The organism is Plantibacter sp. Mn2098 (assembly GCF_049319745.1).
Lineage (GTDB): Bacteria > Actinomycetota > Actinomycetes > Actinomycetales > Microbacteriaceae > Plantibacter.
Genome location: NZ_JBMOUH010000004.1, coordinates 261,684 through 285,457 on the forward strand (window position 1 = coordinate 261,684; position 23,774 = coordinate 285,457).

General features: G+C 69.2%; 21 protein-coding genes and 1 pseudogene. 9 read left to right on the plus strand and 13 right to left on the minus strand.

Annotated elements, in window-relative coordinates:
* Positions 1-187 precede the first annotated feature (187 nt).
* From ACL9RL_RS08465 to ACL9RL_RS08480, 4 genes and pseudogenes are all read left to right on the plus strand, one after another.
* Entirely contained in the window at positions 188-1,459 is a 1,272-nt protein-coding gene (locus ACL9RL_RS08465) for an SfnB family sulfur acquisition oxidoreductase (RefSeq protein WP_422779788.1), read from the plus strand.
* Between the two features lie 11 nt (positions 1,460-1,470).
* Positions 1,471-2,868 (plus strand): LLM class flavin-dependent oxidoreductase, encoded by a 1,398-nt coding sequence (locus tag ACL9RL_RS08470; protein ID WP_422779789.1) that lies wholly within the window; start codon positions 1,471-1,473, stop codon positions 2,866-2,868.
* An 88-nt stretch (positions 2,869-2,956) separates the two neighbouring features.
* The gene (locus ACL9RL_RS08475) at positions 2,957-4,420 is read left to right on the plus strand and encodes an APC family permease (protein ID WP_422779790.1); all 1,464 of its coding nucleotides are present in this window, start codon (positions 2,957-2,959) and stop codon (positions 4,418-4,420) included.
* Positions 4,421-4,498: 78 nt separating this feature from the next.
* A pseudogene (locus tag ACL9RL_RS08480) lies at positions 4,499-4,681 on the plus strand (DUF1016 N-terminal domain-containing protein); the annotation flags it as partial.
* A gap of 20 nt (positions 4,682-4,701) precedes the next feature.
* Here ACL9RL_RS08480 and ACL9RL_RS08485 read toward each other — a convergent pair.
* The 9 genes from ACL9RL_RS08485 to ACL9RL_RS08525 all read right to left on the minus strand — a co-directional run bounded on the left by ACL9RL_RS08485 (position 4,702) and on the right by ACL9RL_RS08525 (position 15,010).
* Positions 4,702-6,312 carry a beta-N-acetylhexosaminidase gene (locus tag ACL9RL_RS08485; protein WP_422779791.1) on the minus strand — a complete coding sequence of 537 codons (1,611 nt, stop codon included), beginning with the start codon at positions 6,310-6,312 and terminating at the stop codon, positions 4,702-4,704.
* 27 nt (positions 6,313-6,339) lie between these two features.
* Positions 6,340-6,708, minus strand: coding sequence for a hypothetical protein (locus ACL9RL_RS08490; RefSeq protein WP_422779792.1), 369 nt, complete (start codon positions 6,706-6,708; stop codon positions 6,340-6,342).
* A gap of 439 nt (positions 6,709-7,147) precedes the next feature.
* Positions 7,148-8,041, minus strand: a complete 894-nt coding sequence (locus ACL9RL_RS08495) for a MurR/RpiR family transcriptional regulator (protein ID WP_422779793.1) — start codon at positions 8,039-8,041, stop codon at positions 7,148-7,150.
* The gene (gene murQ, locus ACL9RL_RS08500; protein WP_422779794.1) at positions 8,031-9,014 is read right to left on the minus strand and encodes an N-acetylmuramic acid 6-phosphate etherase; all 984 of its coding nucleotides are present in this window, start codon (positions 9,012-9,014) and stop codon (positions 8,031-8,033) included. Before murQ ends, ACL9RL_RS08495 begins: the two co-directional genes overlap by 11 nt.
* Entirely contained in the window at positions 8,998-9,939 is a 942-nt protein-coding gene (locus tag ACL9RL_RS08505) for an N-acetylglucosamine kinase (RefSeq protein WP_422779795.1), read from the minus strand. Before ACL9RL_RS08505 ends, murQ begins: the two co-directional genes overlap by 17 nt.
* Positions 9,940-10,143: 204 nt before the next feature.
* The gene (locus tag ACL9RL_RS08510) at positions 10,144-11,778 is read right to left on the minus strand and encodes a glycoside hydrolase family 3 protein (protein WP_422779796.1); all 1,635 of its coding nucleotides are present in this window, start codon (positions 11,776-11,778) and stop codon (positions 10,144-10,146) included.
* 5 nt (positions 11,779-11,783) lie between these two features.
* Complete coding sequence (locus tag ACL9RL_RS08515) at positions 11,784-12,626, minus strand: carbohydrate ABC transporter permease (RefSeq protein WP_422779855.1); 843 nt, start codon at positions 12,624-12,626, stop codon at positions 11,784-11,786.
* Between the two features lie 110 nt (positions 12,627-12,736).
* Positions 12,737-13,714, minus strand: coding sequence for a carbohydrate ABC transporter permease (locus ACL9RL_RS08520; RefSeq protein ID WP_422779797.1), 978 nt, complete (start codon positions 13,712-13,714; stop codon positions 12,737-12,739).
* A 6-nt stretch (positions 13,715-13,720) separates the two neighbouring features.
* The gene (locus ACL9RL_RS08525; RefSeq protein ID WP_422779798.1) at positions 13,721-15,010 is read right to left on the minus strand and encodes a sugar ABC transporter substrate-binding protein; all 1,290 of its coding nucleotides are present in this window, start codon (positions 15,008-15,010) and stop codon (positions 13,721-13,723) included.
* 420 nt (positions 15,011-15,430) lie between these two features.
* Here ACL9RL_RS08525 and ACL9RL_RS08530 point away from each other — a divergent pair, with 420 nt between their 5' ends.
* Positions 15,431-16,336, plus strand: a complete 906-nt coding sequence (locus ACL9RL_RS08530; RefSeq protein ID WP_422779799.1) for a serine hydrolase — start codon at positions 15,431-15,433, stop codon at positions 16,334-16,336.
* Positions 16,337-16,529: 193 nt separating this feature from the next.
* Here the strand turns inward: ACL9RL_RS08530 and ACL9RL_RS08535 are convergent, their stop codons facing one another.
* The 3 genes from ACL9RL_RS08535 to ACL9RL_RS08545 all read right to left on the minus strand — a co-directional run bounded on the left by ACL9RL_RS08535 (position 16,530) and on the right by ACL9RL_RS08545 (position 18,642).
* Positions 16,530-16,988 (minus strand): NUDIX hydrolase, encoded by a 459-nt coding sequence (locus ACL9RL_RS08535; RefSeq protein WP_422779800.1) that lies wholly within the window; start codon positions 16,986-16,988, stop codon positions 16,530-16,532.
* A 7-nt stretch (positions 16,989-16,995) separates the two neighbouring features.
* Positions 16,996-17,811 (minus strand): esterase/lipase family protein, encoded by an 816-nt coding sequence (locus ACL9RL_RS08540; protein WP_422779801.1) that lies wholly within the window; start codon positions 17,809-17,811, stop codon positions 16,996-16,998.
* Positions 17,812-17,892: 81 nt separating this feature from the next.
* Positions 17,893-18,642, minus strand: coding sequence for an alpha/beta fold hydrolase (locus ACL9RL_RS08545; RefSeq protein ID WP_422779802.1), 750 nt, complete (start codon positions 18,640-18,642; stop codon positions 17,893-17,895).
* Between the two features lie 109 nt (positions 18,643-18,751).
* Between ACL9RL_RS08545 and ACL9RL_RS08550 the strand changes: the two genes are divergently transcribed.
* Positions 18,752-19,405 carry a DUF4190 domain-containing protein gene (locus tag ACL9RL_RS08550; RefSeq protein ID WP_422779803.1) on the plus strand — a complete coding sequence of 218 codons (654 nt, stop codon included), beginning with the start codon at positions 18,752-18,754 and terminating at the stop codon, positions 19,403-19,405.
* Positions 19,406-19,656: 251 nt separating this feature from the next.
* Here the strand turns inward: ACL9RL_RS08550 and ACL9RL_RS08555 are convergent, their stop codons facing one another.
* Positions 19,657-21,081: a glutamyl-tRNA reductase gene (locus ACL9RL_RS08555; protein WP_422779804.1), complete on the minus strand. Its 1,425-nt coding sequence runs from the start codon at positions 21,079-21,081 to the stop codon at positions 19,657-19,659.
* Between the two features lie 79 nt (positions 21,082-21,160).
* Here ACL9RL_RS08555 and ACL9RL_RS08560 point away from each other — a divergent pair, with 79 nt between their 5' ends.
* From ACL9RL_RS08560 to ACL9RL_RS08570, 3 genes are all read left to right on the plus strand, one after another.
* Complete coding sequence (locus tag ACL9RL_RS08560; protein WP_422779805.1) at positions 21,161-21,610, plus strand: hypothetical protein; 450 nt, start codon at positions 21,161-21,163, stop codon at positions 21,608-21,610.
* Between the two features lie 158 nt (positions 21,611-21,768).
* On the plus strand, positions 21,769-22,653 hold the full coding sequence (locus tag ACL9RL_RS08565; RefSeq protein WP_422779806.1) for an ABC transporter ATP-binding protein: 885 nt from the start codon (positions 21,769-21,771) through the stop codon (positions 22,651-22,653).
* 23 nt (positions 22,654-22,676) lie between these two features.
* On the plus strand, positions 22,677-23,570 hold the full coding sequence (locus tag ACL9RL_RS08570) for an ABC transporter permease (RefSeq protein WP_422779807.1): 894 nt from the start codon (positions 22,677-22,679) through the stop codon (positions 23,568-23,570).
* The last annotated feature ends 204 nt before the right edge of the window (positions 23,571-23,774 follow it).

The following is a 23,774-nucleotide window of genomic DNA, read 5'->3' on the forward strand; positions in this document are numbered from 1 at the left end:
GTCGGTTGTGGCTGGTTACAGCCGTCCAGACAGGCCACGACTGCCAGCTCGCGAGCTGTCGGTTGTGGCTGGTTTGGAGCAGGTCAGAGCAGCCACGACTGACAGTTCGCGGGCAGGAAAGGGTGGGTGTTACCGAAGGTTGCGATGGGGGCGCGATGGTGGGGGACGGCGGACTAGCGTGTCAGGCATGACTGCCGAGATCGTCGTCGACCCTGCCACCGCGACCGCGCAAGACGGTGCCACCGCGACCGCGCAAGACGGTGCGATCCCGACCGCACCCCCGCTCGCCCGGGTGATCACGTCCGACGCGGAGGCCCGCGCCGTCGCCCGCGAGTTCGCGGAGTCCGTCCGGCAGCATGCGGCGCAGATCGACGCGGATCGACGCATCCCGGCCGAGGTGGTGGACGCGTTCAGCGCGACCGGCCTCTGGGCCATCACCATCCCGCGCGACCACGGCGGAGCCGACGTCTCGCAGGCGACCCTCGCCGACGTCATCGCGACGGTCTCGGCCGTCGAACCGTCGCTCGGGCAGATCCCGCAGAACCACTTCTGCCTCGTCGAGGACATCCGGCTCTCCGGCACCGCGGAGCAGCAGGCATTCTTCTTCGGCCTCGTGCTCGCAGGCGCCCGGTTCGCGAACGCCTTCTCGGAGGCCGGCGGCAAGAACGTCGCCGAGATCGAGACGAAGCTCGTGGCCGACGGCGACGAGGTCGTGGTGACGGGCCGCAAGTTCTACTCCACCGGTTCCGCCTACGCGCACTGGATCCCCGTGCTCGCCCTCGACGAGGACGGCCGAGAGCAGCTCGTCTTCACCGAGCGCGACAGCCAGGGGCTCACGGTCGTCGACGACTGGTCCGCGTTCGGCCAGCGGGCGACGTCGAGCGGCACGGTCCTGTTGGACGGGCTGCGGGTGCCGGCCGACCGCGTCTTCCCGATGCACACGGAGTACGAGAACCCGACCATCGCCGGTCCGTTCGCCCAGCTGACGACGCTCGCGATCGACCTCGGCATCGCGAGGGGCGCGATCCGCGAGACCCACGACGCCGTGCGTGCGGCCCGCCCGTGGATCGACAGCGGTGTCGACTCCGCGAGCAAGGATCAGCTCACCCTGGAGCGGCTCGGGCGTCTCGACATCGATCTCGCGGCTGCGGAGGCGCTCACCGAGAAGGCGGGGGAAGCCATCGATGCCGCCAAGCCGGCGGCCGACGAGCAGAACGTGGCGGCAGCATCGATCGCCGTCGCCCGCGCCAAGGTGCTGACGACCGAGCTGGCCCTCGAAGCCTCCACCCGCCTGCTCGAACTGGGTGGCACCCGTTCCACGCTCGGGGCCAAGGCGCTCGACCGGTACTGGCGCAACGCCCGCGTGCACACCCTGCACGACCCCGTGCGCTGGAAGCCCGTCATCATCGGCGACTACGTGCTGAACGGCACGCTGCCCGCCCGGCACTCCTGGATCTGAGCGGCGACGGGATGCCGCAGCAGATCCGCCTCAACGCGTTCACGATGAACTCGGTCGGGCACCTCTCGCCCGGTCTGTGGCGCCATCCGCGCGACGAGTCCCGCCGGTACCTCGACCTCGACTACTGGAGCGAGCTGGCGCAGACCCTCGAACGCGGCCTGATCGATGCGGTCTTCCTGGCCGACGTCCTCGGCGTCTACGACGTGTACGGCGGCAGCAGGGACGCAGCCCTGCGCGGCGGCGTGCAGGTGCCCGTGAACGACCCGCTGCAGGTCATCCCTGCGATGGCCGCGGCCACAGAGCACCTCGGATTCGGTGTGACGGCGAGCGTCTCCTTCGAGCACCCGTACCCGTTCGCCAGGCGGATGTCGACCCTCGACCATCTCACACGCGGCCGCATCGGCTGGAACGTCGTGACGAGCTATCTGAACAGCGGCGCCCTCAACCTGGGCGTGAGCGGGCAGGAGGCGCACGACCGCCGCTACGAGATCGCGGAGGAGTACCTCGAGGTCGCGTACAAGCTCTGGGAGCGCAGCTGGGACGACGATGCGGTCGTCGCGGACGCCGAGACCGGCGTGTACGCGCATCCGGACCGGGTGCACCCCATCGAGCACGTCGGTGAGTTCTTCCGCGTCCCGGGCATCCACCTGAGCGAACCGAGCCCGCAGCGCACGCCGTTCCTGTTCCAGGCCGGCGCATCGCCGCGTGGTGTGCTGTTCGCGGCCAGGCACGCGGAGAACGTCTTCGTCGCGGCGCCGTCGAAGCAGGTCCTCGCGGCGCAGGTCGCGGCGCTCCGGGATGTGGTGGGCGGGGCCGGTCGGAACCCGGACGCCGTGTCCGTCATCAACCAGCAGACCGTCATCGTGGCCGAGACCGATGCCGAGGCGCACCGACGACTCGACGAGTACCTGGCACTCGCCTCCACGGAGGGCGCGCTGACGCTCATGTCGGGTTGGACCGGCATCGACTTCTCACGGCTCGACCCGGACGCCGTGTTGCAGGATCAGGATTCCAACGCCATCCAGTCCGTCGTTCGGGCGTTCAGCGCCGCGGATCCAGGGCGGGAGTGGACCGTGCGGGAGATCGCCGAGTACGCCCGCATCGGCGGCGACGGGCCTGTCATCGCGGGCTCTGCGGAGACCGTCGCCGACTTCCTGGAGGAGTGGGTGGACGAGACCGGGGTGAACGGGTTCAACCTCGCGGCGGCCGCGGTGCCTGAGACGTTCGAGGGCGTCGTCGACCTGCTCGTTCCGGAGCTCCAACGCCGCGGCAGGTATCAGACCGAGTACCGCGAGGGGACGCTGCGGGAGAAGCTCGGGGCGGCGGGCCCGCGCATCGATGCCGCCCACCCCGCGGCCGCGGTGACGCTCGGCGAGGTGGGCGAACCGCTCGCAGGCAACATTCGGTAACCCGACGCGACAGGGGTGCGTCCGCGGGGCTAGATTCCGTCCAGCCCGATTCACTTCCCGCACCACCTCCCCGAACCGCGAGGATCCCATGGCCATCGACGACCAGACCGCGACATCCGCAACCGCGACCGCAGCAGCTGCGGCCACCGGGACACCGGCACGCTCCCGACTCCGAGGGAACCTCGGCGTCGCCTCCATCGTCTTTATGGTGGTCGCGGCCGCCTCGCCCCTCGGCGTCATCGGCGGCCCGGTGCCCCTCGGCATCACGGTCGGCAACGGTGCCGGGTTCCCCGCGACGTTCATCATCGCGACCGTCGTCCTGCTGCTCTTCGCGGTCGGCTTCACCACGATGACCCCGCACGTGAAGTCGGCCGGCGCGTTCTACTCGTACGTTGACCGCAGCCTCGGACGTGCAGCAGGCCTCGGCACCGGCTTCGCGGCGCTGCTGTCGTACCTGACGCTCGAAGCGGCCGTCTTCGGGCTCATCGGCCCCGGCATCGACTCGCTCCTCGGTTCGTACGGGGTGCCGAGCATCCCGTGGTGGATCTACGCGCTCGTCGCGTTCGCGGTCGTCGTGTTCCTCGGCTACCGCAACATCGCGCTCTCCGGCCGGGTCCTGGCGGTGCTGCTCATCGCCGAAGTGGCGATCGTGCTCGTCCTGGACGCGGTCATCGTGTTCAGCGGCGGCGGCCCGGAAGGGCTCTCGACCGGCATCGTCACGCCGTCGGCGATCCTCTCCGGTGCGCCGGGCATCGGCATCCTGTTCGCGATCCTGAGCTTCATCGGCTTCGAGGCGACGGCGGTGTTCCGCGATGAGGCACGCGACCCCGACCGCACCATCCCGCGCGCCACCTACCTCTCGCTCGTCCTGATCGGCGTGTTCTACGCGTTCTCCAGCTGGGCGCTCATCAGCGCCGTCGGCGACTCGAAGATCGTCAAGACGGCGACCGACAACGGCGGAACGCTGCTCTCCGACGTCACCCAGCGCTACCTCGGCACCGTCGGCGAGCACATCATCCAGGTGCTGTTCGTGACGAGCCTGTTCGCGTGCATCCTGTCGTTCCACAACATCGTGTCTCGGTACGTGTTCACCCTCTCGGCGCGCGCCGCCCTGCCGCAGCGGTTGGGTCACGCGCACGGACGCTTCGGCTCCCCGCACCGCGCGTCGATCGCTGCCGGTGTCGTCGTCGGTGTGCTGCTGGTCGTCGGGGCGGCGACCGGTCTCGATCCGATCAACCAGTACTACACCTGGCTGGCCGGGTTCTCCTCGGTCGGCATCGTGCTCCTGCTCGGGATCACGAGTGTCGCCGTGCTCGTGTTCTTCGCCCGCAACCGCACCGCCGCATCGTTGTGGCGGCGGGCGATCGCGCCGGCGCTCGGCCTCGTCGGCCTGATCGTGTTCCTCGTGCTCATCCTGCAGAACCTGCCGACGCTCGTCGGCGGCAGCGTCCCGCTCGCCGTGGGGATCGTGGTGCTCCTGGTGCTCGCGTTCGCGCTCGGCCCCGTCGTCGCGCGCCTGCGTGCCACGGCAGGTCGCGCAACAGACGACTGAAACGCGACCGGGCCGGGAAGCCGGGGCGGTTCACCGCAGCGGTGATGCCGCGTCGTACGACGCTGGTGCCGGACCGCGTGGGGAACCAGCGTACTGGCACGGCTTGCTGCTGATCTGCGTGCTGAATTCCCTTCAATGAAGGGGTTCTCCCCGAACCTCCGCTACATGCGCCGGTTCGCCGAGGCGTGGCCTGATCCATTCGCAATTCGCCAACGAGCCGTTGGTGAATTGCCGTGGGGTCATATGATCGAGCTGCTGGACAAGGCGAAATGGGGAAGCGCTCAGGCGATGTTCTCCGTCATCGCGGCGACGAGCGCGAGGCGGGACTCGAGGGTGACCGGGCGCCCGGGGGCGTCCGGCCGCTCCTGCCAGGGGCGGGGGCCATCGGCGCGGCGGTACTCGACACCGAGCGCGTCGAGGACGGCGAGGTGCTCGTCCAGCCGCGCCTCGAACGCCGGCAGATCCCGCTCGGCCCGCTGCCACGCCACCTCGGCCAGCGCGCACAGGCGCGGGAACGCGTGGTAATCCACCACACGCGCCATGTCCATGTGCTCCGTCCAGATGTTCGCCTGGGCGCCGATGACGTGCACGGCCTCCTCCGGGGTGAGCGATGCCGGCACCGGCTCGAACGCGTACACGTCCGCGACCGTCAGCACGGGACCGACGGGGGTCGGCTCGCCGGGGTGCTCCGACTCGCGGTAGTCGAGGTAGACCTTGTCATCGGGGCACGCGATGACGTCGTGTCCGGCCTTCGCGGCGGCGACGGCGCCGCGGATGCCGCGCCACGACGCGACGGTCGCACCGGGTGCGAGGCCGCCTTCGAGGATCTCGTCCCAGCCGTACAGGCGACGGCCGGCCGCCGTGAGGTGCTCGTCGAGCTGGTGGATGAACCAGGACTGCACCTCGTCGGCGTTCGCGAGGCCCAGCTCGGCCATCCGCGCCGCGGTGGAGGCGCTCTGCTCCCACTGGACCTTCTTCGCCTCGTCGCCGCCGACGCCGATGTACTCGGCCGGGAAGATCTCCATGACCTCGTCGAACACGTTCCGGAAGAACTCGACCGTCGACTCCTCGATGTTGAGGACCGTCTCGTTGATGCCCCAGCGGGTCCACACCGCGTGGTCCTCCTGCGGCACGTCCCCGACGACGAGCTCGGGGTAGGCGGCAGCGATGGCGCGTGCGTGGCCCGGGATGTCGATCTCCGGGACGACCGTGATCTGCCTGGCGGCCGCGTAGGCGACGATCTCCCGCAGGTCCTCCTGCGTGTAGAAGCCGCCGTGCGGACGCCCGTCGCCGCCGACCTCGCGGGCGCCGCCGTCCTGGCTCTCCGTGCGCCAGCCGCCGACCTCGGTGAGCCGCGGGTAGCGCTTGATCTCGACACGCCACCCCTGGTCGTCGGTGAGGTGCAGGTGCAGGACGTTGAGCTTGTGGCGCGCGATGACGTCGATGAACCGCAGCACGTCCGACATCGGCATGTAGTGGCGTGCGACGTCGAGCATGACGCCGCGCCAGCCGAAGCGGGGGGCGTCCTCGATGTCGACACCCGCGATGGTCCAGTCCTGACCGGTCACGAGACTGCGGCGGTTCACCGCAGCCGGGAGGAGCTGGGTCAGGGTGACGGCAGCGGAGAACGCGCCGTCGGCATCCGATGCGAGGATGCGCACACCGGCGGCGTCGACCGTGAGACGGTAGGCGGCGGCATCGACGCTCGGGTCGAGGGTGAAGGAGATCGCGTTCGCGGCGCCGGCGGCCAGTTCGAAGCCGGTCGAGCCCTGCAGGACGCCCCGCACCCAGCGGATCGCGGTCGTGAACGCGACATCACCGCCGAGGCTCGTCGCCTCCGACAGGGTGAAGCTCGCATCGATCGGGGTGGCCTGATTCGGCTGGGGCAGCATGTGTGGTCTTCCTCGGTGGTGGGGTGGTTACGCCTCGGTCAGCACGGCGGTGCCGAGCCGATCCGCGATGAGGGTGTCCGTCACGATCTCGACGGCCGACTGTCCGGCCTCGCTCGCGAGCTCGGCGACCGTCCTGCCGATCAGCTCGGCGAGGTCCGGGTGCGAGACCGCTGCGATGCGGACTCCCGTCCAGTCGACGGCGGTGTGCTCGAGTTCGAGACGGGTGGTGGTGCGCTGGTCTCGGAGGCGGTCGATGACGTCTGCGCGATCGCCGTCGGTCACCCAGGACGGCAGGAGGGACACGAGGGTCGACGCCGAGCGGGGGATGCGCACCTCGGACGTCGCGTCCGTCGCGTGCGCGAATCCGCGGTTGTGGCCACGTGCGTGTGTGCTCATCGTCGCTGCTCTCATCACCCTGCGTTTCGCCTCGGTTGCGCTATACGCAACACCCGTTGCAAATCTTGTAACTCACAGTAATCCGGGCGTCGGTCCAGTGTCAATGCGTCGGGCCCGTGGTGGTTCCGGGGGACGACGATGAGCGTGGTCTCGCCCTTCGACAAGCTCAGGGACCACGTCCCAGCCCCGGTCCCCGAAGGCGTCCCATCCCGATCCCTGAGCTTGTCGAAGGGCCATCGCGATGGGCGTCAACTCCCGGTCCCTGAGACCTCCCGGCCCGGTCCCTGAGCTTGTCGAAGGGCCATCGCGCTGGGCGTCAACTCCCGGTCCCTGAGCTTGTCGAAGGGCATGGGCCCTGGACGTGGACCCTTCGACAGGCTCAGGGACCCGCGGGGCGGACCCTTGGACAGGCTCAGGGACCGGCGTCGGGGACGACGGGCTACGCCCGATGCGCGCGGCGGTGCTCCGGCGTGATGCGGTGGTCCTGCACGGCGTCATAGGTGACCCGCAACGACTCCGCGACGGCGTCGAACCGACGCTGCGCGACGCGGATGAACAGCAGGTCGACGAGCGCCAGCTGCGCGATGCGACTCGACATCGCCCCGGACCGGTACCGGCTCTCCCTCGCCTGCGTCGTGAGCACGATGTCGCAGCCCTTCGCGATGGGCGAGTCGGGGAAGTTCGTGATGCACACCGTCGTCGCACCGGACGCCCGTGCGACCTCGAGCGAATGCGCCGTCTCCACGGTCACCCCGGAGTGCGAGAACCCGATCGCGACGCCGCCCGGCCCGAGCAGCGCGGCGGAGGGGAGCGCCAGGTGGACGTCGCTGAAGCAGTTCGCCGTCATCCCGATCCGGTACAGCTTGTGCTGCAGGTCCTGCGCGGTGAGCCCGGAGGCGCCGAACCCGATGAGGTCGACCCGCGTCGCCCCGATGATCGCCTCGACGACGTGCTCCAGCGCATCGAGGTCGAGCGACTTCGCGGTCAGCTCGATCGCCTGCACCTCCTGATACGCGACCTTCGCAACGACGGCCTCGACCGTGTCGTCCGGGTCGATGTCGGCATCGTGGACGTCGAACCGGTCGCGTTCGGCCTGCTCGCGGCTCGCAGACGTCGCAACGGCCACCCGGAATTCCCGGTAGCCGGTGTACCCGATGGTCTGGCAGAACCTCGCGACGGTGGCCTGGGAGGTCCCGCACGCCTTCGCGAGCTCGGTGATGGTGAGTTCGACGACGAGCGACGGATTGTCGATGATCGCTTCGGCCACCCGGGTCTCGGCCGTGCTCAGCCGGGGGATGGCCTGCCGCAGCGCGAGGAGCGCGTCAGTCGACATGGCCGTCTGCGCCGGTGCCGCCGCGCGATGCCGCGTGCTCGATCGCGTTCCGCAGCGAGCCGTCGCCCTGGCGCAGCGTTCCGACCGCTTCCGTCGCGTCCATCCCGGACACGATGACGAGGATCGCCGCTTTCACCCAGCCTCCGACCTGTTCGAGGGTCCGCGAAGCCGTTGCGGCGTCCGTGCCCGTCGCCAGCATAACGGTTCGCTCGGACCTGGCCCGGAGTTTCTCGTTCGTCGCCCGGAGGTCGACCATGAGGTTCTGATACGTCTTGCCGAGGCGCACCATCGAGATGGTGGAGAGCATGTTGAGGACGAGCTTCTGCGCCGTCCCGGCCTTCAACCGGGTCGAGCCGGTGAGGATCTCCGGGCCGACGACGGTCTCGATGCCGATGTCCGCGCCGGAGCCGAGGGGCGAGCCCGCATTGCAGGACAGCCCGACGGTCAGGGCGCCGACGCTCTTGGCGTAGTCGATGGCGCCGAGCACGTAGGGGGTGCGGCCGGAGGCGGAGATGCCGACGACGGTGTCGTCCGGCCCGACGGACAGTGCTTCGAGGTCCGCACGACCTGCGTCCGCGTCGTCCTCTGCGTCCTCGACGGCCTGCTGGATGGCGCCAGGACCACCTGCGATCACCCCGACGATGAGGCCGGGGTCCGTCCCGAACGTCGGTGGCGCCTCGCTCGCGTCGAGGATGCCCATGCGGCCGGCCGTCCCGGCGCCGATGGAGACGAGCCTGCCGCCGCGGCGGAGTCGCTCGACGATGCCGTCGATGGCCTGCGCGATGGCCGGCTCCACAGCCGCGATGGCTTCCGGGACTGAGCGGTTGCCGTCGTTCATCGCCGCGACGAGCTCGGCGGTGCCGAGCGCGTCGAGGTCCGGGTACCGATCGCCGACCTGCTCCGTGGAGAGCGTCGCGAGCTCGGCGCGCAGCACTTCGCGGTCGGGCTGCACTGCCTCAGGCTGCGTGGACATCGTCGCGCACGACCCTTCCGCCATAGGTGATGGTTTCATCGAGTGCCACGAGCCTAGCCCCGTCGAGGGCGTCGCCGAGTGGTGCGACCAGCTGGACGCCGATGTGTGTCATCGCGGTGGCGAGGTGTGCGGCGACGTAGGGGTGGGATGCGATGCCGCCCACGACGCACACGGCGCCCGTCGAGGCGGCGTTGGCGCTCGCCGCGAGGTGTGCGCAGGCTTCGTCGATGATGCCGACGGCGACCTCGTCGCCCTGTTCGGCGCGGGTGATGACGGTGGGGGCGAAGGTGCCCAACTGGCGGGCGGGCGCTCCAGCGTGCGAGACCCAGAGGGGCAGGGCGGCGAACGATCCGGCGAGGGCCTCCGCGTCGTCGGCGAGCACGGTCGCAGGTCCGCGGCCGTCCGCGGCGCGCAGGGCGGCTTCGAGGCCCTGCTGGCCGATCCACCTGCCGCTGCCCTCATCGCCGAGCCATGGTCCCCAACCGTCGATCTGCTTGACGCGTCCAGCGGGGTCCACGTCGAACACGACTGCGCCGGTGCCGGCGATCAGGACGGTGCCTGCGCCGCCGGCGAATGCGCCGGCGTGCGCCGCGAGGGCGTCGTTGACGACGGAGACCGATGCGCCGAGCGCACGCTGCAGACGATCGGTGAACTGGGCGACCTCGGCCGGCGCCGCTTCGACGCCGGCTGCGCCGATGCCGACGGAGCGGACGAGAGAGAGGATGTCGGCCGGGATGCCGGCGACGGTGTCGAGGACGGCGCGCGCCGACAGCGCCGCACCTTCGTGGTCTGCGAGGCCGGGGGCGCCGGCGCCGTGCGCTTCTGCCAGGACGGTGGGGGCGTCTGCCGTTCCGATCGTGACCCGTGCCCGGCAGGAGGTCTTCCCGAGGTCGATGGCCAGTACGGCGAGTTCGTCGTTCGTCATGTTCCGTTCCGTTTGTGGTGCTGTGCGTGGTGCTGGTGGTGCTGGTGGCCCTTCGACAAGCTCAGGGACCGCGGGCTGCCGGCCCTTCGACAAGCTCAGGGACCAAGTGGCCCGGTCCCTGAGCCTGTCGAAGGGCGCTGCCTCAGGGACCGAGTGGCCCGGTCCCTGAGCTTGTCGAAGGGCGAACGGTGGAGGTGCGACCCGTCACTGCGCGCTGACGAGATCCCGCACCCGATCGGCGGACAGCCGCGATGCCGCGAGCGTGTCGATCGATGCGAGCGCGGTCGGCAGCGTCGCCCGCAGGCCGACGCCGACGAGCACGGCGTCCGGACGCCGGGCGGCGATCCGTTCCGCCGCGGCCGACTGCGCCCCGGCGATCGACTGCTGGTCGGTCACCACGATGACGCCGTGCGTCTCGTCGAGCGCGTCGAGTGCGGCGTCGAGGGCCTCGTCGTCGCCGTCGGCGATGGACTCGCCCACGGGTACCCGGGTCACCGTGTACCGCTCGGACAGCGCGTCGACGAACGGGTCGGCCGCCGATGCGACGGCGAAGGTCGGCCGGTTCCGCAGATCCAGGATCGTCAGAGCTGCGGCATCGATCACGACGTCGCCTGCCACCTGCACGACCTGAGCGATCTCCTCCGCGAACGACCGCGCGGCCGGCAGCGGCACATCGGCCAGTTCGACGACGAGCCGCTGCACCCGAGCAGCCGCCCGCTCGACGATGCCGCGGTCGAGCGACCCGTCCGCGACGGCCGCGCACACGGCTTCAAAGACTTCGAGGTAGTCGTCCTCGTCGGTCGTCGCGCCGAGCTTCGGGCCGAGGTTCGACGGGTTGCCGATGCACAGCAGGTCGACGCCGGCGCGCAGCGCGAGGACTGCGCCGTTCCCGGAGCCGACGGTGCTGCGGATGGCCGCCATGTCGAGGGCGTCGGAGATGATGACGCCGTCGAACCCGGTTGCGCGGAGTCGTCCGAGGATCGTCGGGTTGAGGGTGGCGGGCACGTCGACGAGCTCAGTGACCGGCCCTTCCGGTCCCTGAGCCTGTCGAAGGGCATCGCCCGCGACGTCAACGTCCGGTCCCTGAGCCTGTCGAAGGGCCCGCAACGCCGGCACCACGATGTGCGCCGTCATGATGCTCGCCGTCCCGGCATCGATCGCGGCCTGGAACGGCGGCTGGTGCTCGCGGTCGATCTCGTCGAGCGGCAGCTCGATGCGCGGCAGCGACAGGTGCGAATCCGTCGCCGTGTCGCCGTGCCCCGGGTAGTGCTTGACGCACGCCGCGACGCCGGCGGACTGCAGCCCCTCGACGAGTGCGGCGGTGTGGCGGGCGACGAGTGCGCCCGTCGACCCGAACGCACGGTTCCCGATGACGGGGTTCAGCGGGTTCGTGTTGACGTCGGCGACGGGGGCGAGCGCGATGTTCGTGCCCGCCTCCCGCAGACGGCGTGCGATCTCGACGCCGACGGCCTTCGTGACCTCGACGTCGTCGAGCGCGCCCAGCTGTGCGTGCCCCGGCAGCGTCGACCCGGTGAGCGCTTCGAGGCGGGAGACGTTGCCGCCCTCCTCGTCGACGCCGATGAGGATCGACGGCTGGTGCGCCCTGAGTGTTGCGGACAGCGCCGCGGTCTCTGCGGGGTCGGTTCCGATGTTCTGCCCGAAGTACACAACACCGGCCAGACCGCCGTCGAGCTCCCGCAGCAGCCACGCCGGCGCCGTGCGGCCGAGGAACCCCGGCCACAGGACGCCGCGCACGAGCCGCGCGACGTCCGGGTCGATCGTGCCGTCGGCTGCGACGGCGCCTGCCGTCGTGTCGTCGTTCGCAGGTGCCTCATCCACGGTGCTCATCCCTTCACGGCCCCGGCCACCAGGCCGCCCGAGAGGCGACGCTGCACGAGGATGAAGAAGATCATGACCGGGATGGTGATGATTGTCGAGGCCGCCATGACGGAGCCCCAGTCGTTCGAGTGGAGCCCGAAGAACTGCTTGAGGCCGATCGCGACCGTGTAGTTCTCCGTCGAACCGCCGAGGAGGGTCATCGCGAAGATGAACTCGTTCCACGCCGTGATGAAGCTGAACACGCTCGTCGCGACGAGGCCTGGGGCCACGAGCGGCAGGAGCACCGAGCGGAACATGCGCCACCAGCTGGCGCCGTCGATGAACGCTGCCTCTTCCAGTTCGACCGGGACGGCCGCGACGAATCCGCGCAGCATCCAGATCCCGAAGGGGAGCGAGAGTGCAACGTAGACGACGATGAGCCCCAGCAGCGTGTTGAGCAGCTGCAGGTCGCGCACCTGCACGAACAGCGGGATCACGAGTGCTTCGAGCGGCACCATCTGCACCACGAGGATCATGAGCAGGACCGCGGTGCGGAACTTGAACTTGAACCGCGCGACGGCGACGGACGCCAGCAGGGCGACGATGGCGGACAGCAGCACGGTCGCGCCGGCCACGATCGCCGAGTTCCGCAGGAAGATGTCGAATCCGCCCGTGGTGAGGACGTATTCGAAGTTCTTGAACGAGAACTCCTTCGGGATGAAGGACTGCCCGCCGCTCGACGCCTTCGCGTCGAACGCGCTCGAGATCATCCAGTACGCGGGGAAGAGCGTGAAGACGAGGAGGAAGACGACCGCGATCGCCTTGCCCGTGTTCGCCCGCTTGGTGCGTGCGCTCGCCTTGCGGTGCACGGGGATGCGGCCGGTGCTGCTCGTGGCCGCCGTGGTGATGGCGCGGGTGGCGTCGGCCGGGGCAGCATCGTTGTGCGGCAGGCCGCTCTGGGACAGACCGGTTGTGGCGCTCACAGCTTCTCCTCCTTCATCAGGACGCGGACGTAGATGATCGTGACCACCAGCAGGAGCAGGGTCAGGAGGACCGCGATGGCGGAACCGAAGCCGTACCGGTTCTGACCGAACGACTCCACGTAGGACCACACGCCGAGGTTCAGGACGTCGCGGTTGGACCCGGCGCCGCCGGGCATCAGGTAGACCTGCGCGAACACCTTGAAGTCCCAGATGATTGACAGGATGATGACGACCGAGAAGACCTGCTTGAGCGACGGGAAGGTGATCTGGAAGAAGCGCCGGAACGCGCCGGCCCCATCCATCTCCGCGGCTTCGAGCATCTCCTTGGAGACGCCGAGGAGGCCGGCGAGGACGGTGATCGCCACGAACGGGAAGCCGTGGTGGATGACGTTGATGAGGGCGATGCCGTAGAAGGAGAACTGGTTCGTGAACCAGTTGTACGGCTCGTCCATCAGTCCGAGACCCATCAGCGTCTGGTTCACGATGCCGCGGTCGGCGTCGAAGATCCACACCCACACGTAGGTGCCGGTGACGGCGGGCATCGCCCAGGCGACCATGATGGCGCTGCCGACGATGGTGCGCCAGAAGTTGCCGAGGTTCGCCATGAGGAGGGCGACGAGGGTGCCGAGGACGACGGTGCCGATGACGGACGCCGCGGCGAAGAGGATCGTGTTCGGCAGGACGGTGGTCCACAGCGTCGAATTGCCGAACACTTCGGCGTAGTTGCCGAAACCGATGAAGTTGGGTTTGCCGCTGACGATCTGGCGCAGGCCGTAGTCCTGCAGCGAGAAGAGGACGACACGGAGGAGCGGCCACAGGAGAAGGACCGCGAGGATGACGAGCGCCGGCGCGAGCAGCAGCCACGGCCGGGTGCGGATGAGCACCTTGAGCCGCTTGGCTGAGGGGGAGGGGCCCGCGGCCACCCGCGAAGCCGGAGCTTCGCGGGTGGCAACAGGGGTGGTGAGCTTGGTCACTGGTGACTACTTGCCGTTCATGATGGAGTCCATCTCCTTGGCGGCGTCGGTCGTCGCCTCGTCGACCGACTTCGCTCCGGAGAGGATGGCCTGGATCATCGCGTTGGTGGTCTTCTTCGCCTGCACGGCGCCGAACTTCGGCGTCACGGGGACGGAGGCTCCGCCATCGACCATCTGCTTCGCGAAGGGCTGGACGAGCGGGTCGTCGCTCTTCACGGCCTCGTCGAGGAGGGACGTCTGGCCGGGGAAGTAGCCCGTCTCATCCGCCCACTGCTTGGCGTACTTGCCCGTGGTCATGAGTTCGATGAACTTGAACGCGAGGTCCTTGTTCTTGGCCGTCTCGAACATGGAGAGGTGCGATCCGCCGAGGACGGACGGCGAGATGCCGTCCTTCTGGCCGGGGATCGGGATGGCGGCGAACTTGCCCTTGAGGTCCGGAGCCTTCTGGTCGATGGTCGCGGGGGTCCAGGAACCCATCACGGCCATGGCGACGTTGCCCTGGAGGAAGTTGTCCATGACGTCCGTCTCCTTCCAGGTGGTCGCACCTGCGGAGGAGGAGTTGTGCTTGAGGGCCAGGTCGGTCCACCACTGCAGACCGGCACGCGACTTGTCGCTCGCGATCTGGGAGACCCACTTGTCGCCCTGCTTCTCGGAGATCTCGCCACCGGCGCCCCAGAGCCACGGGTAGGTGTCGAACTCGGCGTCGCCCGGGACGGGGAACGGGATCATGTCGGGCTTGGCCGCCTTGATGGCTGCGACGTCCGCGACGATCTCGTCCCAGTTCGTCGGCGCCTTGAGGCCGAGCTCGTCGAACACGTCGGTGCGGTAGATGATCGAGCGGACGCCGGCGTACCAGGGCATGCCGTACATCTCGCCGTCGTAGGTGCCCGACTGCACAAGACCCTTCACGAGGTCCTTGCTGAGGCCGGCCTTGTCGACCAGGTCGCCGATGGGGGCGAGCGCGCCGGCGTCGGCGAACTCGGCCGTCCAGGTGGTACCGGTCTCCGCGACGTCGGGGGTGGTGCCACCGGCGATGGAGGTCACGAAACGGTCGTGGGCGTCCGCCCACTGCACGTACTCGACCTTCAGCGTTGCGCCGGTCTCTTTCTTGAAGTCGTCGCCGACCTCGGAGAAGAACTTCTCCGAGTCGGGGTTGGTGCCCTGCATGATCCAGACGTTCAGGGTCTGGCCCTTGCCGTCAACGGTGTCCCCGCCTGCGGTCCCGCCACCGGCACAGGCGGTGAGCCCGAGTGCTGCGGTGGCCAGGATGGCGAGCGGGAGGGTGCGCTTCTGCATGGTGCGTCTCCTCGATGGGGATATTCAGACCGCCCTCGTTGGCGGCCTGATGGGTGATTGTGGAAACAGTATTCAATAAGTAAGGGATCTGTGCAAATTTTTTCCAGAAACGAAACACGGCCGTTACCTGACCGACGCGAGGTTGTCTCATCCCGGGGTGCACGATGGGCTGCTCGAGCGCCATCCGGGCCCCTGAAAACCCCCAAATGTGGGCGTTCTCACCCCTGATTCAGATGCTGTCCAGACAGAATTGGCAGGAACTTCAAAGGGCGCTTACGATACCGTGGAGGCGACGGATCGGGCCCCGGAAAACCGGTCGCTCCGGTCGGCCGCGTGGGCTATCCGGGGGTGTTGCTCACACCACCCACCCCACGCTGGCATGCAGCGAAGACACCAGAGGCAGAGGAGCTCGATCGCCCCGTGGCATCACGTGTCCAGGAGTCAGAACGCAGACGTTCGCGCAACGCTCGGCGGGGACGCCACCGCGCCTCGGAACAGGTCGAACCCTTCGTACGAGGCTTCACCGCGCTCGGCGAACTCGCCGCGACGGGGGTCCAGGTATCCCTGCGGATCAACGACATCACGACGGGCGAAGTGCTCATGTCGGTCGACGACCACGTCGTGTTCCCCACGGCCTCCGTCGGCAAGGTGCTGCTCCTCATCGAGGTCGCGGCCCGTCTCGGCGACCCGGACTTCAGCGGTCTGACCGTCCTCGACCGTGAGCCGCTCGACGCCGTCGCCGACTCCGGGATCTGGCAGCACCTGCAGGCGCCGTCGTTGCCGGTCGCGGACCTCGCGGCGCTCATCGGCGCCACGAGCGACAACCTGGCCACCAACGTGCTGCTGCGCCACATCGGACTCGATGCCGTGCGCGAGCGTGCCGAGGAGATCGGTCTGAAGCGCAGCGCGCTGCTCGACATCGTCCGGGACCGTCGTGGCCTCGACGATGCTCCGCAGCTGTCGGTCGGATCGGCCCGCGAGCTCGCGTGGCTGTTCCAGTCGCTCGCGACGGGGGAGATCGTCGACCCGACCACGAGCCGCCGGGTGCTCGGGTGGTTGTCGCTCAACACCGACCTGTCGCTCGTCGCGTCCGGGTTCGGGCTGGACCCGCTCGCGCATCGTGAACCGGATCACGGTATCCAGTTGTTCAACAAGACGGGCTCCGACCCGGGGGTGCGGGCAGAGGCCGGCATCCTGCGCGGTCCGTCCGGTGCCGTGAGCTACGCCATCTGCACCACGTTCGACGACACGGAGCTCGGGACGCGTCTCGGCGTCGTCGACGCCTGTCGTCTCCTCGGTCAGGACCTGCTGGAGTACGTCCACTAGTCCCGGCTGTGCCTGCGCGTCTCTTGCTCGCACTGCCCGTGGTCTCGCGTAGTTTTGCGCGGAATTCAGGAACTTTTTCAAAATTCAGGATGAGAAAGCGCATTCCGCGGTCGTTAAGCGCTTTCCGGCGGAGATATTCCTGAATTCTGGAAGTGAGGTGTCGGATGGGGCGGGCCGCAGGTGAACAGGCGGGCTAGTCGATGAGGTCGGCCTCGGCGAGCAGGCGGAGGACCTCTGCGCCGGCCGGCGGACAGCGGTGGAGATCGGCCGTGGTCGCCCAGTGCAGGGCGGAGACCTCCGCAGAGGGCGACGGCTCGTCCGGCGTCGTCGCGGTGAAGACGCGCATGCGCACCAGACGGCCATCGGGTTCGCCGTGGGCCTGGGTCACGACAGTGAACAGCTCGGCGACACTCCCGCGATCGAGCTCGACTGCGATCTCCTCCCGCGACTCCCGGACGGCCGCGTCGACCGGCGTCTCACCGGCATCGATCTTCCCGCCAGGCATGTAGATGACGTCGCGACCACGGGCCGTCACCATCAGCACACGCCGATCCCGGATGTACGCCAGCGCAGCGACCTCGATGGTGGCGAGTGCGCCGGATGCGTCAGCGTCGTCGGGCGTCGGAACGGGCTGGTCGGTGGAGATGCTCACCCCTCGATCATCTCGCGTTTGCCGCAGCGGCAGCGGCATCCGCATCGCTGAAGCCGTCGACCGCCAGCTGCACCGCATCGACGAGCTCCGGCCGGCCGAGGATGCGGAAGTGCCCCGACACCGGGAGCAGCACGTTCGTCGCCCCGTGCAGCACACTGCCCTCCGGCACATGCGGGTCGAACACGCCGTAGATCGACACGATGTCCGCATTCACGCCGCTCTCGCCGCTCAACGCGACGATCGTCTCATCGTGCGGGTCGAACTCCCGCAGGCTCGGGTCCAACACGTACCTCGCCAGCCGGGACCCGGCGAACGGCGAACAGACGGCGACGACACCGCGGATCCCGGAGTGCCCGCGTCCCGTCACGAGCAGATCCTTGCCGATGAGCCCGCCCTTGCTGTGCGCGACGACGATGCTGCCTGCCGGGTTCGCGGACAGCCTCCCGAGCGCGCGGGCGAGCCTCGCCGAGGTGTCGCGGATGGGCCGCCGGTTGTAGCCGAGGCCGCGCGCGACCCGGATGCGGTAGCCGTCCGCGTTCAGTCGGTCGGCGACGGGTTTGAGGAACATCCAGGTCTCGTACACGCCGGGGATGAGGATGACCGCTGGCCGTGACCGGTCGCCGTGCGCATACTGCTTCGGGACGTCGCGCGCGACGAGCGCCCGCGTGTGCCAGACGGCCGCGTACGCGTAGTCGGCGACGACGACCCACGCCATCGCGAGGGCCGACGGCCGCCGTCCGACCGGAGGCGCCTGCGTGGTCGTCACCTCATCCGCCGCTGCCAGCGACTCTCCTGCTCCGCCTCGTCCGGTCGATCGTTCCATGTGTCCCCCTCGCCTCGACCATTGTCGTCCCCGAGGCTGGGATGTGGCGGAACGTGCGGCGGTCGGAGCGTGCCGGCGTCGTCAGAGCCGCCCCGACACGTGGCGCACTATGAGGCCGGCGACATCCGACGCGGCCGTGATCATCGTCTCGTGCCCACGACCCTGCACCTCCGCGTATCGCGAGTGGGGGATGATCGTCGCGACGTGCTTCGTCCAGCCTCGCGGGCACACCCGATCGTTCGCGCCGCGGATGACGAGGACGCGAGCACGGATGCGGGGGAGGACGTCCTCGACGTGGTGCTCGAGCATCGTCCGCAGCTTCTTGAGGTACCAGCGCGGTCCGGTCTTGACGTAGTAGACGGCGCCGATGAACCACACCTTCGGCTTCGCGCGCGAGAGGTCCTGCACCATCCGCCACGCCTGCATGCGCACCGAGCGCTCGTCCGCGTTGACGGTCGGGGCGATGAGGACGCCGCAGTCGAACAGGTCCGGGTGGCGGGCGAGCGCCTCCGCGACGATCTGCGTCCCCATCGAATGCCCGATGAGGACTGGCCGTTCGATGTGTTCGTGACGGACGAGCCTCGCGAGCAGGTCGCCGGACGCCGGCATGTCGAGTGCTTCGAGCGGTTCGGGCGCATCACCGAACCCCGGGAGGTCCAACGCATACACACGACCGTGCTTGTCGAGCTCGTCCGCGAGGGCCGACCAGTAGCGATGCCCCATCCCGATGCCGTGCACGAGGACGAATCCCGGGCCGGTGTGCGTGCCGCTCTCGGTGATGATCGTCACTCGTTGCTGGTCGTGGAATTCGCGGGTTGCTGCGGGTGACATCACGCCAGTGTATGTCCAGGGGTTGAGGGGTAGTCTGTGGGGACATGGTCACCCGCCCGATTCTCGTGGCTGGTGCCGAACATCGATTCTCTACGCAGAGGTGCTCAGAATGACCGATCAGAACTCCGGCCAGCCGAACGGCGACCAGCCCTCCTCGGGTCAGCCGAACGAACCCTACGGCCAGCAGCCGCCGGCGGCTCCCGTCCACGGCGAGACGTCCGTCCCCGAGACCCCGGCCGCGCCTCCTGCGCCGCCAGCCCCGACCGCGCCACCCGCGCCTCCTGCGCCTCCTGCTCCGCAATACGGCGAGCAGGCGCCCTACGGCCAGGTTCCCGAGAACCCGTACGCGGCACCCGTCGCTCCGACCGCTCCCGATGCCTACGGCCAGCAGCCGGCGCCGTACGGCCAGCCGGTCGGCCAGCCCGTCGGATACGACCAGCAGGGCTACGCGCAGCAGCCCTATGGCCAGCAGCCCTACGGTCAGCAGCCGTACGGATACGCGCAGCCCGTCGCGCAGAAGACCAACCTGCTCGCGATCCTGTCGATCATCGCGCCGTTCGTCGGCTTCTCGCTCGTCGGTCTGGTGCTCGGCATCATCGGCCTGAACCAGATCAAGAAGACGGGTGAGCAGGGTCGTGGTCTGGCGCTCGCCGGGACGATCGTCAGCGGCGTGTTCATCGTGCTGTCGATCATCTTCATCATCGTCTACATCATCATCATCGCGTCGATCGCCACGAACTACTCCGGTACCACCGGCTACTGATCGCGCGGCGTCGTCGGCAGGGCATCGGCTTCGGCCGGTGCCCTGCTGCGTTTCCCGGGCCGTTCCGACCCTGGCTGTTCCGACCCGGGCCGTCTTGACCCCGAGCGACCCGATCCAGCGCATCCCCGAGGTGAGGACCGTTCACAACTCAGGAGCGGCTCGGCGTGTCGCCGCCGGAATGCGGATGCCCCGGCGACACGCCGAGGGCGCTCCTGAATTGCGAACAGACCGAGGGGCGTCCGAGGCGCGGGTCAGGACGCGGCGTCGGCGGCTTCGGGTGCGCTCGCGGCAGCGGCAGCGGCAGCGGCGCTGGCGGCGGGCAGGTCGACGTCGATGCCGAAGAGCGCGGAGAGCGCCGAGGTGTAGGCCGCCTGCTCGCCGTTGCGAGCCAGTTCACGCGCCCGCACGGTCGGCTCGTGCAGCAGCACACCGGCCAGGTGACGCAACGCCTGAGCGGTGCGCCCGTCGTCACCGCGGGCCGCTGCGCGAGCGATCTCCGCATCGACGATCGTGTGCACGTGGCTGCGCAACGCGACGACCGCCGGCTCCAGGCTGCGTTCCTCGGCGACGGCCGCGAACTTCCGGGCGGCGTTGCTCACGATCGAGCGCGCGACCTCGGTGGCCTGCAGCTCTTCGAGCGGCGCGTGGATGCGGATGGTCTCGAGGTCGAGGAGTTCGACGCCCGCGACGGTCGCGACATCGGGATCCACGTTGCGGGGGAGTCCGAGGTCGATGACGAGCTGGCGTGCGTGGTGGTCGATCGGGCACGCATCCGCCGGGACGAGATCGTGCTGGCCGATGGGCGTCGCAGCCAGTCGGTCGGCGGCTGAGAGCTGGACGGCTCCGCCGGCCCGATGCGCCGCAGCGACGAGCGTCCGTCCCGAGGTCAGCACCGCGGCATCGACCACGTGGTGATCGGCCGTTGTGCAGGTGACGATGAGGTCGGCGATGGCGGTCTCCGCGGCGAAGTCGTCCTCGGCCACCCAGTCGAGGGCGTGGGAGCGGGCGAACCGCTCGGCCCGACCGGACGGCGAGTAGACGCGCACGTCGTTCGCGCCCCGGTCGCGCAGGGCCGCGAGGCTGGCGCCAGCGTAGGCGCCCGTGCCGACGAGCAGGACGCGCTGGGCGGCCCAATCGGTGATGCGGCTCTCCGCGAGGTCGAGGGCGAGGCGCACGATGGAGCGACCGGCCCGGCCGAGCGGCGTCCGGTTCTTGACACCGCGGGAGGTCTGCGATGCGCGCTGGAAGAGGCGCTCGAGTTCGGAGGACGTGGTGCCGTTCGCCCGCGCGGCTTCGAGTGAGCGGCGCACCTGCCCGGCGATCTCGCCCTCCCCGACGACGACGGATTCGAGCCCGGCCGACACGGCGAACAGGTGCTCGGCGGCCGCGGTGCCGACGGACAGACCGAAGACGTCTCGCAGCTCTTCCGCAGGGACGCCCGTGGTGAGGCTGATCGCTTCCGTCGCGGCTTCGAAGGCGACGGGGGAGGCCGCGGTGACCGGTTCATCGAGATCGATGTACGCCTCGAAGCGGTTGCACGTGGCCACGACGACGGCCCCTGCGATGCACTCGTGGTGCTCGATCAGGCGCGACGCGACCCCCTCTGCGCCAACAGAGAGTCGTTCGAGGAGGTCGAAACTGGCGTTCTTATGGCTCGCCGTCACACACATGAGCACCAGTCGAGTCTACCCGGCACTTGCTGTGCGCGTGCCCGAGAGGGAAGCCGTCGCCCACCGCCGCTCCTACACTGATCACATGTCTGAGCCCATCGCAGGCGGATCACCCCGAGCATCCGCCCCCGAGCCGTCCGAGTGGCGCCGATTCACGCCGGACTCGATCGAGCGGCGCATGCTCCTCGCCGCGGGCGACACGTTCGGTGCGCCCCTCCGTCCGCAGCCGCTCCTGCTCACCCGCGGCAGTCGGGTTGAGGTCGAGGGCATCGACCCTGACCGCCGGATCATCGTCCAACTCGTCGCCAACCAGGGCGCGTACAAGCCCACCTACCGCAACAAGGTCATGGCGGACATGTTCAAGCTGCTGTGGCTGCGGTCGAGCGTCGACACGGTCGACCGGGCGGTCCTCATCGTGACCGATGTCGCCTCGCAGGCGCTCGGCGGATGGGTCGCGCAGGCGGCCGAGGACCTCGGCATCGAGGTGCACCTGTTCGCCGACGGGCGCATCGAGCCGCTGCGGAGCCAGCGTTAACACACCCGCAACACAGCGCACGATCCTCGGAAACACGCCCCGCTTACCGTTGACCCATCAAGCGGATTCCGCGTGGCAGACCTCGAACTCGCTACGCACGCTCTCCGCCATAGAGCAGCGGGCACCTCTGCCCGCGAACGATATGGAGGGCATGAGCGGTGACCCCAGCAACCAGTCGCGCAGCACACGAAACAGCAGCACACGGCGCAGAATCCGCCGGAACGTCGGCCGTCAGCCTCGCCTCGGTGGGGAAGGTCTACGGGTACGGCCCGTCGGCGATGGTCGCCCTGAGCGACGTCGACCTGACGATCGAACCCGGACGGTTCGTCAGCCTCATCGGTCCGAGCGGATGCGGTAAGTCCACGCTCCTGCGCATCGTCGCCGGACTCGAGGACGCCGATCGCGGTGAGGTCCGGGTGCACGACGTCACCCCAGACGAAGCGTGCGCGGCCAAGCTCATCGGCCTCGTCCCGCAGAGCCCGGCGCTCCTGCCGTGGCTGTCGGTCCTCGCGAACGTGAGCCTCCCGCAGAAGATCAACACGGGTGCGGGCAGACGCCGCGAACGCATCGGCACCCTGCAGGGACGCGACGGGGCGGCAGCTCCCGACATGCTCGAACTCCTCCGCCGCGCCGGCCTCGACCAGGCGGCCCACAAACTCCCGGCGCAGCTCTCCGGCGGTATGCAGCAGCGGGCAGCCATCGTGCGCGCCTTCGGCCTGCAGCCCGACGTCCTCCTGATGGACGAGCCGTTCTCCGCCCTCGACGAGTTCACCCGCGAGAGCCTGCAGGACCAGCTGCTCGACCTGTGGGACGAGCTGAAGACCACCGTCCTGTTCGTCACGCACTCCGTCTCCGAGGCGGTCAGGATGTCCGACACGGTCGTCGTGATGGCGCCTCGCCCCGGCCGGATCGTCGACGTGATCGACATCGACCTGCCCCGCCCGCGGAACCAGCGGCTCTTCGAAGAGGCCCGGTTCCACGAGTACGAAGACCTGATCAGAGACCGTCTGCACTCAGCATGGCGATCCACCGGCGCGGCCTGAAGCGCGGAGAGAGGAACACGATCATGACCGTCGCAACCGAACGCGTCCCAGCCATCACCTCGGCCGTCCAGACCGCCGCATCATCCACCGGCACCTCCGGCACCACCATCCCCGTCGAACCGTCGCGGTTCAGCCTCAAACACCCGAAGTCCCGCATCGGCTGGATCCGGCCCACCGTGTGGCTGCCGGTCGTGGTGATGCTCGCGGTGCTCGGCGTCGTCTGGCAGTGGAGCGCCGCGACGATGCCCTACCTCCTGCCGCCGCTGCAGAGCGTCGCCGACTCCCTCGCCGGGAACCTGGGCTACTACCTCGGGAACGCGCTCATCACCCTCGGCGAAGCGACCGCCGGCCTCGCGATCGGCTTCGTCGCCGCGTTTGTGATCGCCGTGCTGATCAGCGAACTGCCCATCGCCCGCCGCGCGATCATGCCCATCGCGGTGGTGCTCAACGTGACCCCGCTCGTCGCGATCGCCCCGGCGCTCGTCGTCGCCTTCGGGTTCGGGCCGCTGCCGAAGCTCATCATCACGGCGCTCATCTGCTTCTTCCCGATCCTCATCAACACCGCGGCCGGACTCCGATCCGTCCCCCAACAGGTGTTGCAGGTGTACCAGACGATGCACGCCTCACGATGGGAGATGCTCGTCCACCTGCGGGTGCCGAACGCGCTCCCGTACCTGTTCGCGGCGCTGCGCATCGTGTTCCCGCTGTCGATCATCGGCGCCGTCGTCGCGGAACTGTCCGCGTCCGGGTCGACCGGCGGCCTCGGCACTGTGATCAGCGTCGGGTCCTCGATGAACCAGCTCGCGGTGGTGTACTCGGCGATCTTCGTCCTCGCCGTGATGGGTGTGGTGCTGCTCGCGCTCATCACCGTGGTGGAGCGTCGCGTCCTGCACTGGCACGAGAGCACCAACGCTTGATCGTCGCGGTTCCGCGGTCCTGACCGCCCTGCTCCCTGGCCCTTCGACAAGCTCAGGGACCGGTGGTCGCCGACCCTGCCCTGCCCTTCGACAGGCTCAGGGACCGCGGTGGTCGCCGACCCCGAACCCCGGTCCCTGAGCTTGTCGAAGGGCCCGTCCCCACCCTCCGGTCCCTGAGCTTGTCGAAGGGCCCGCACCGAACCA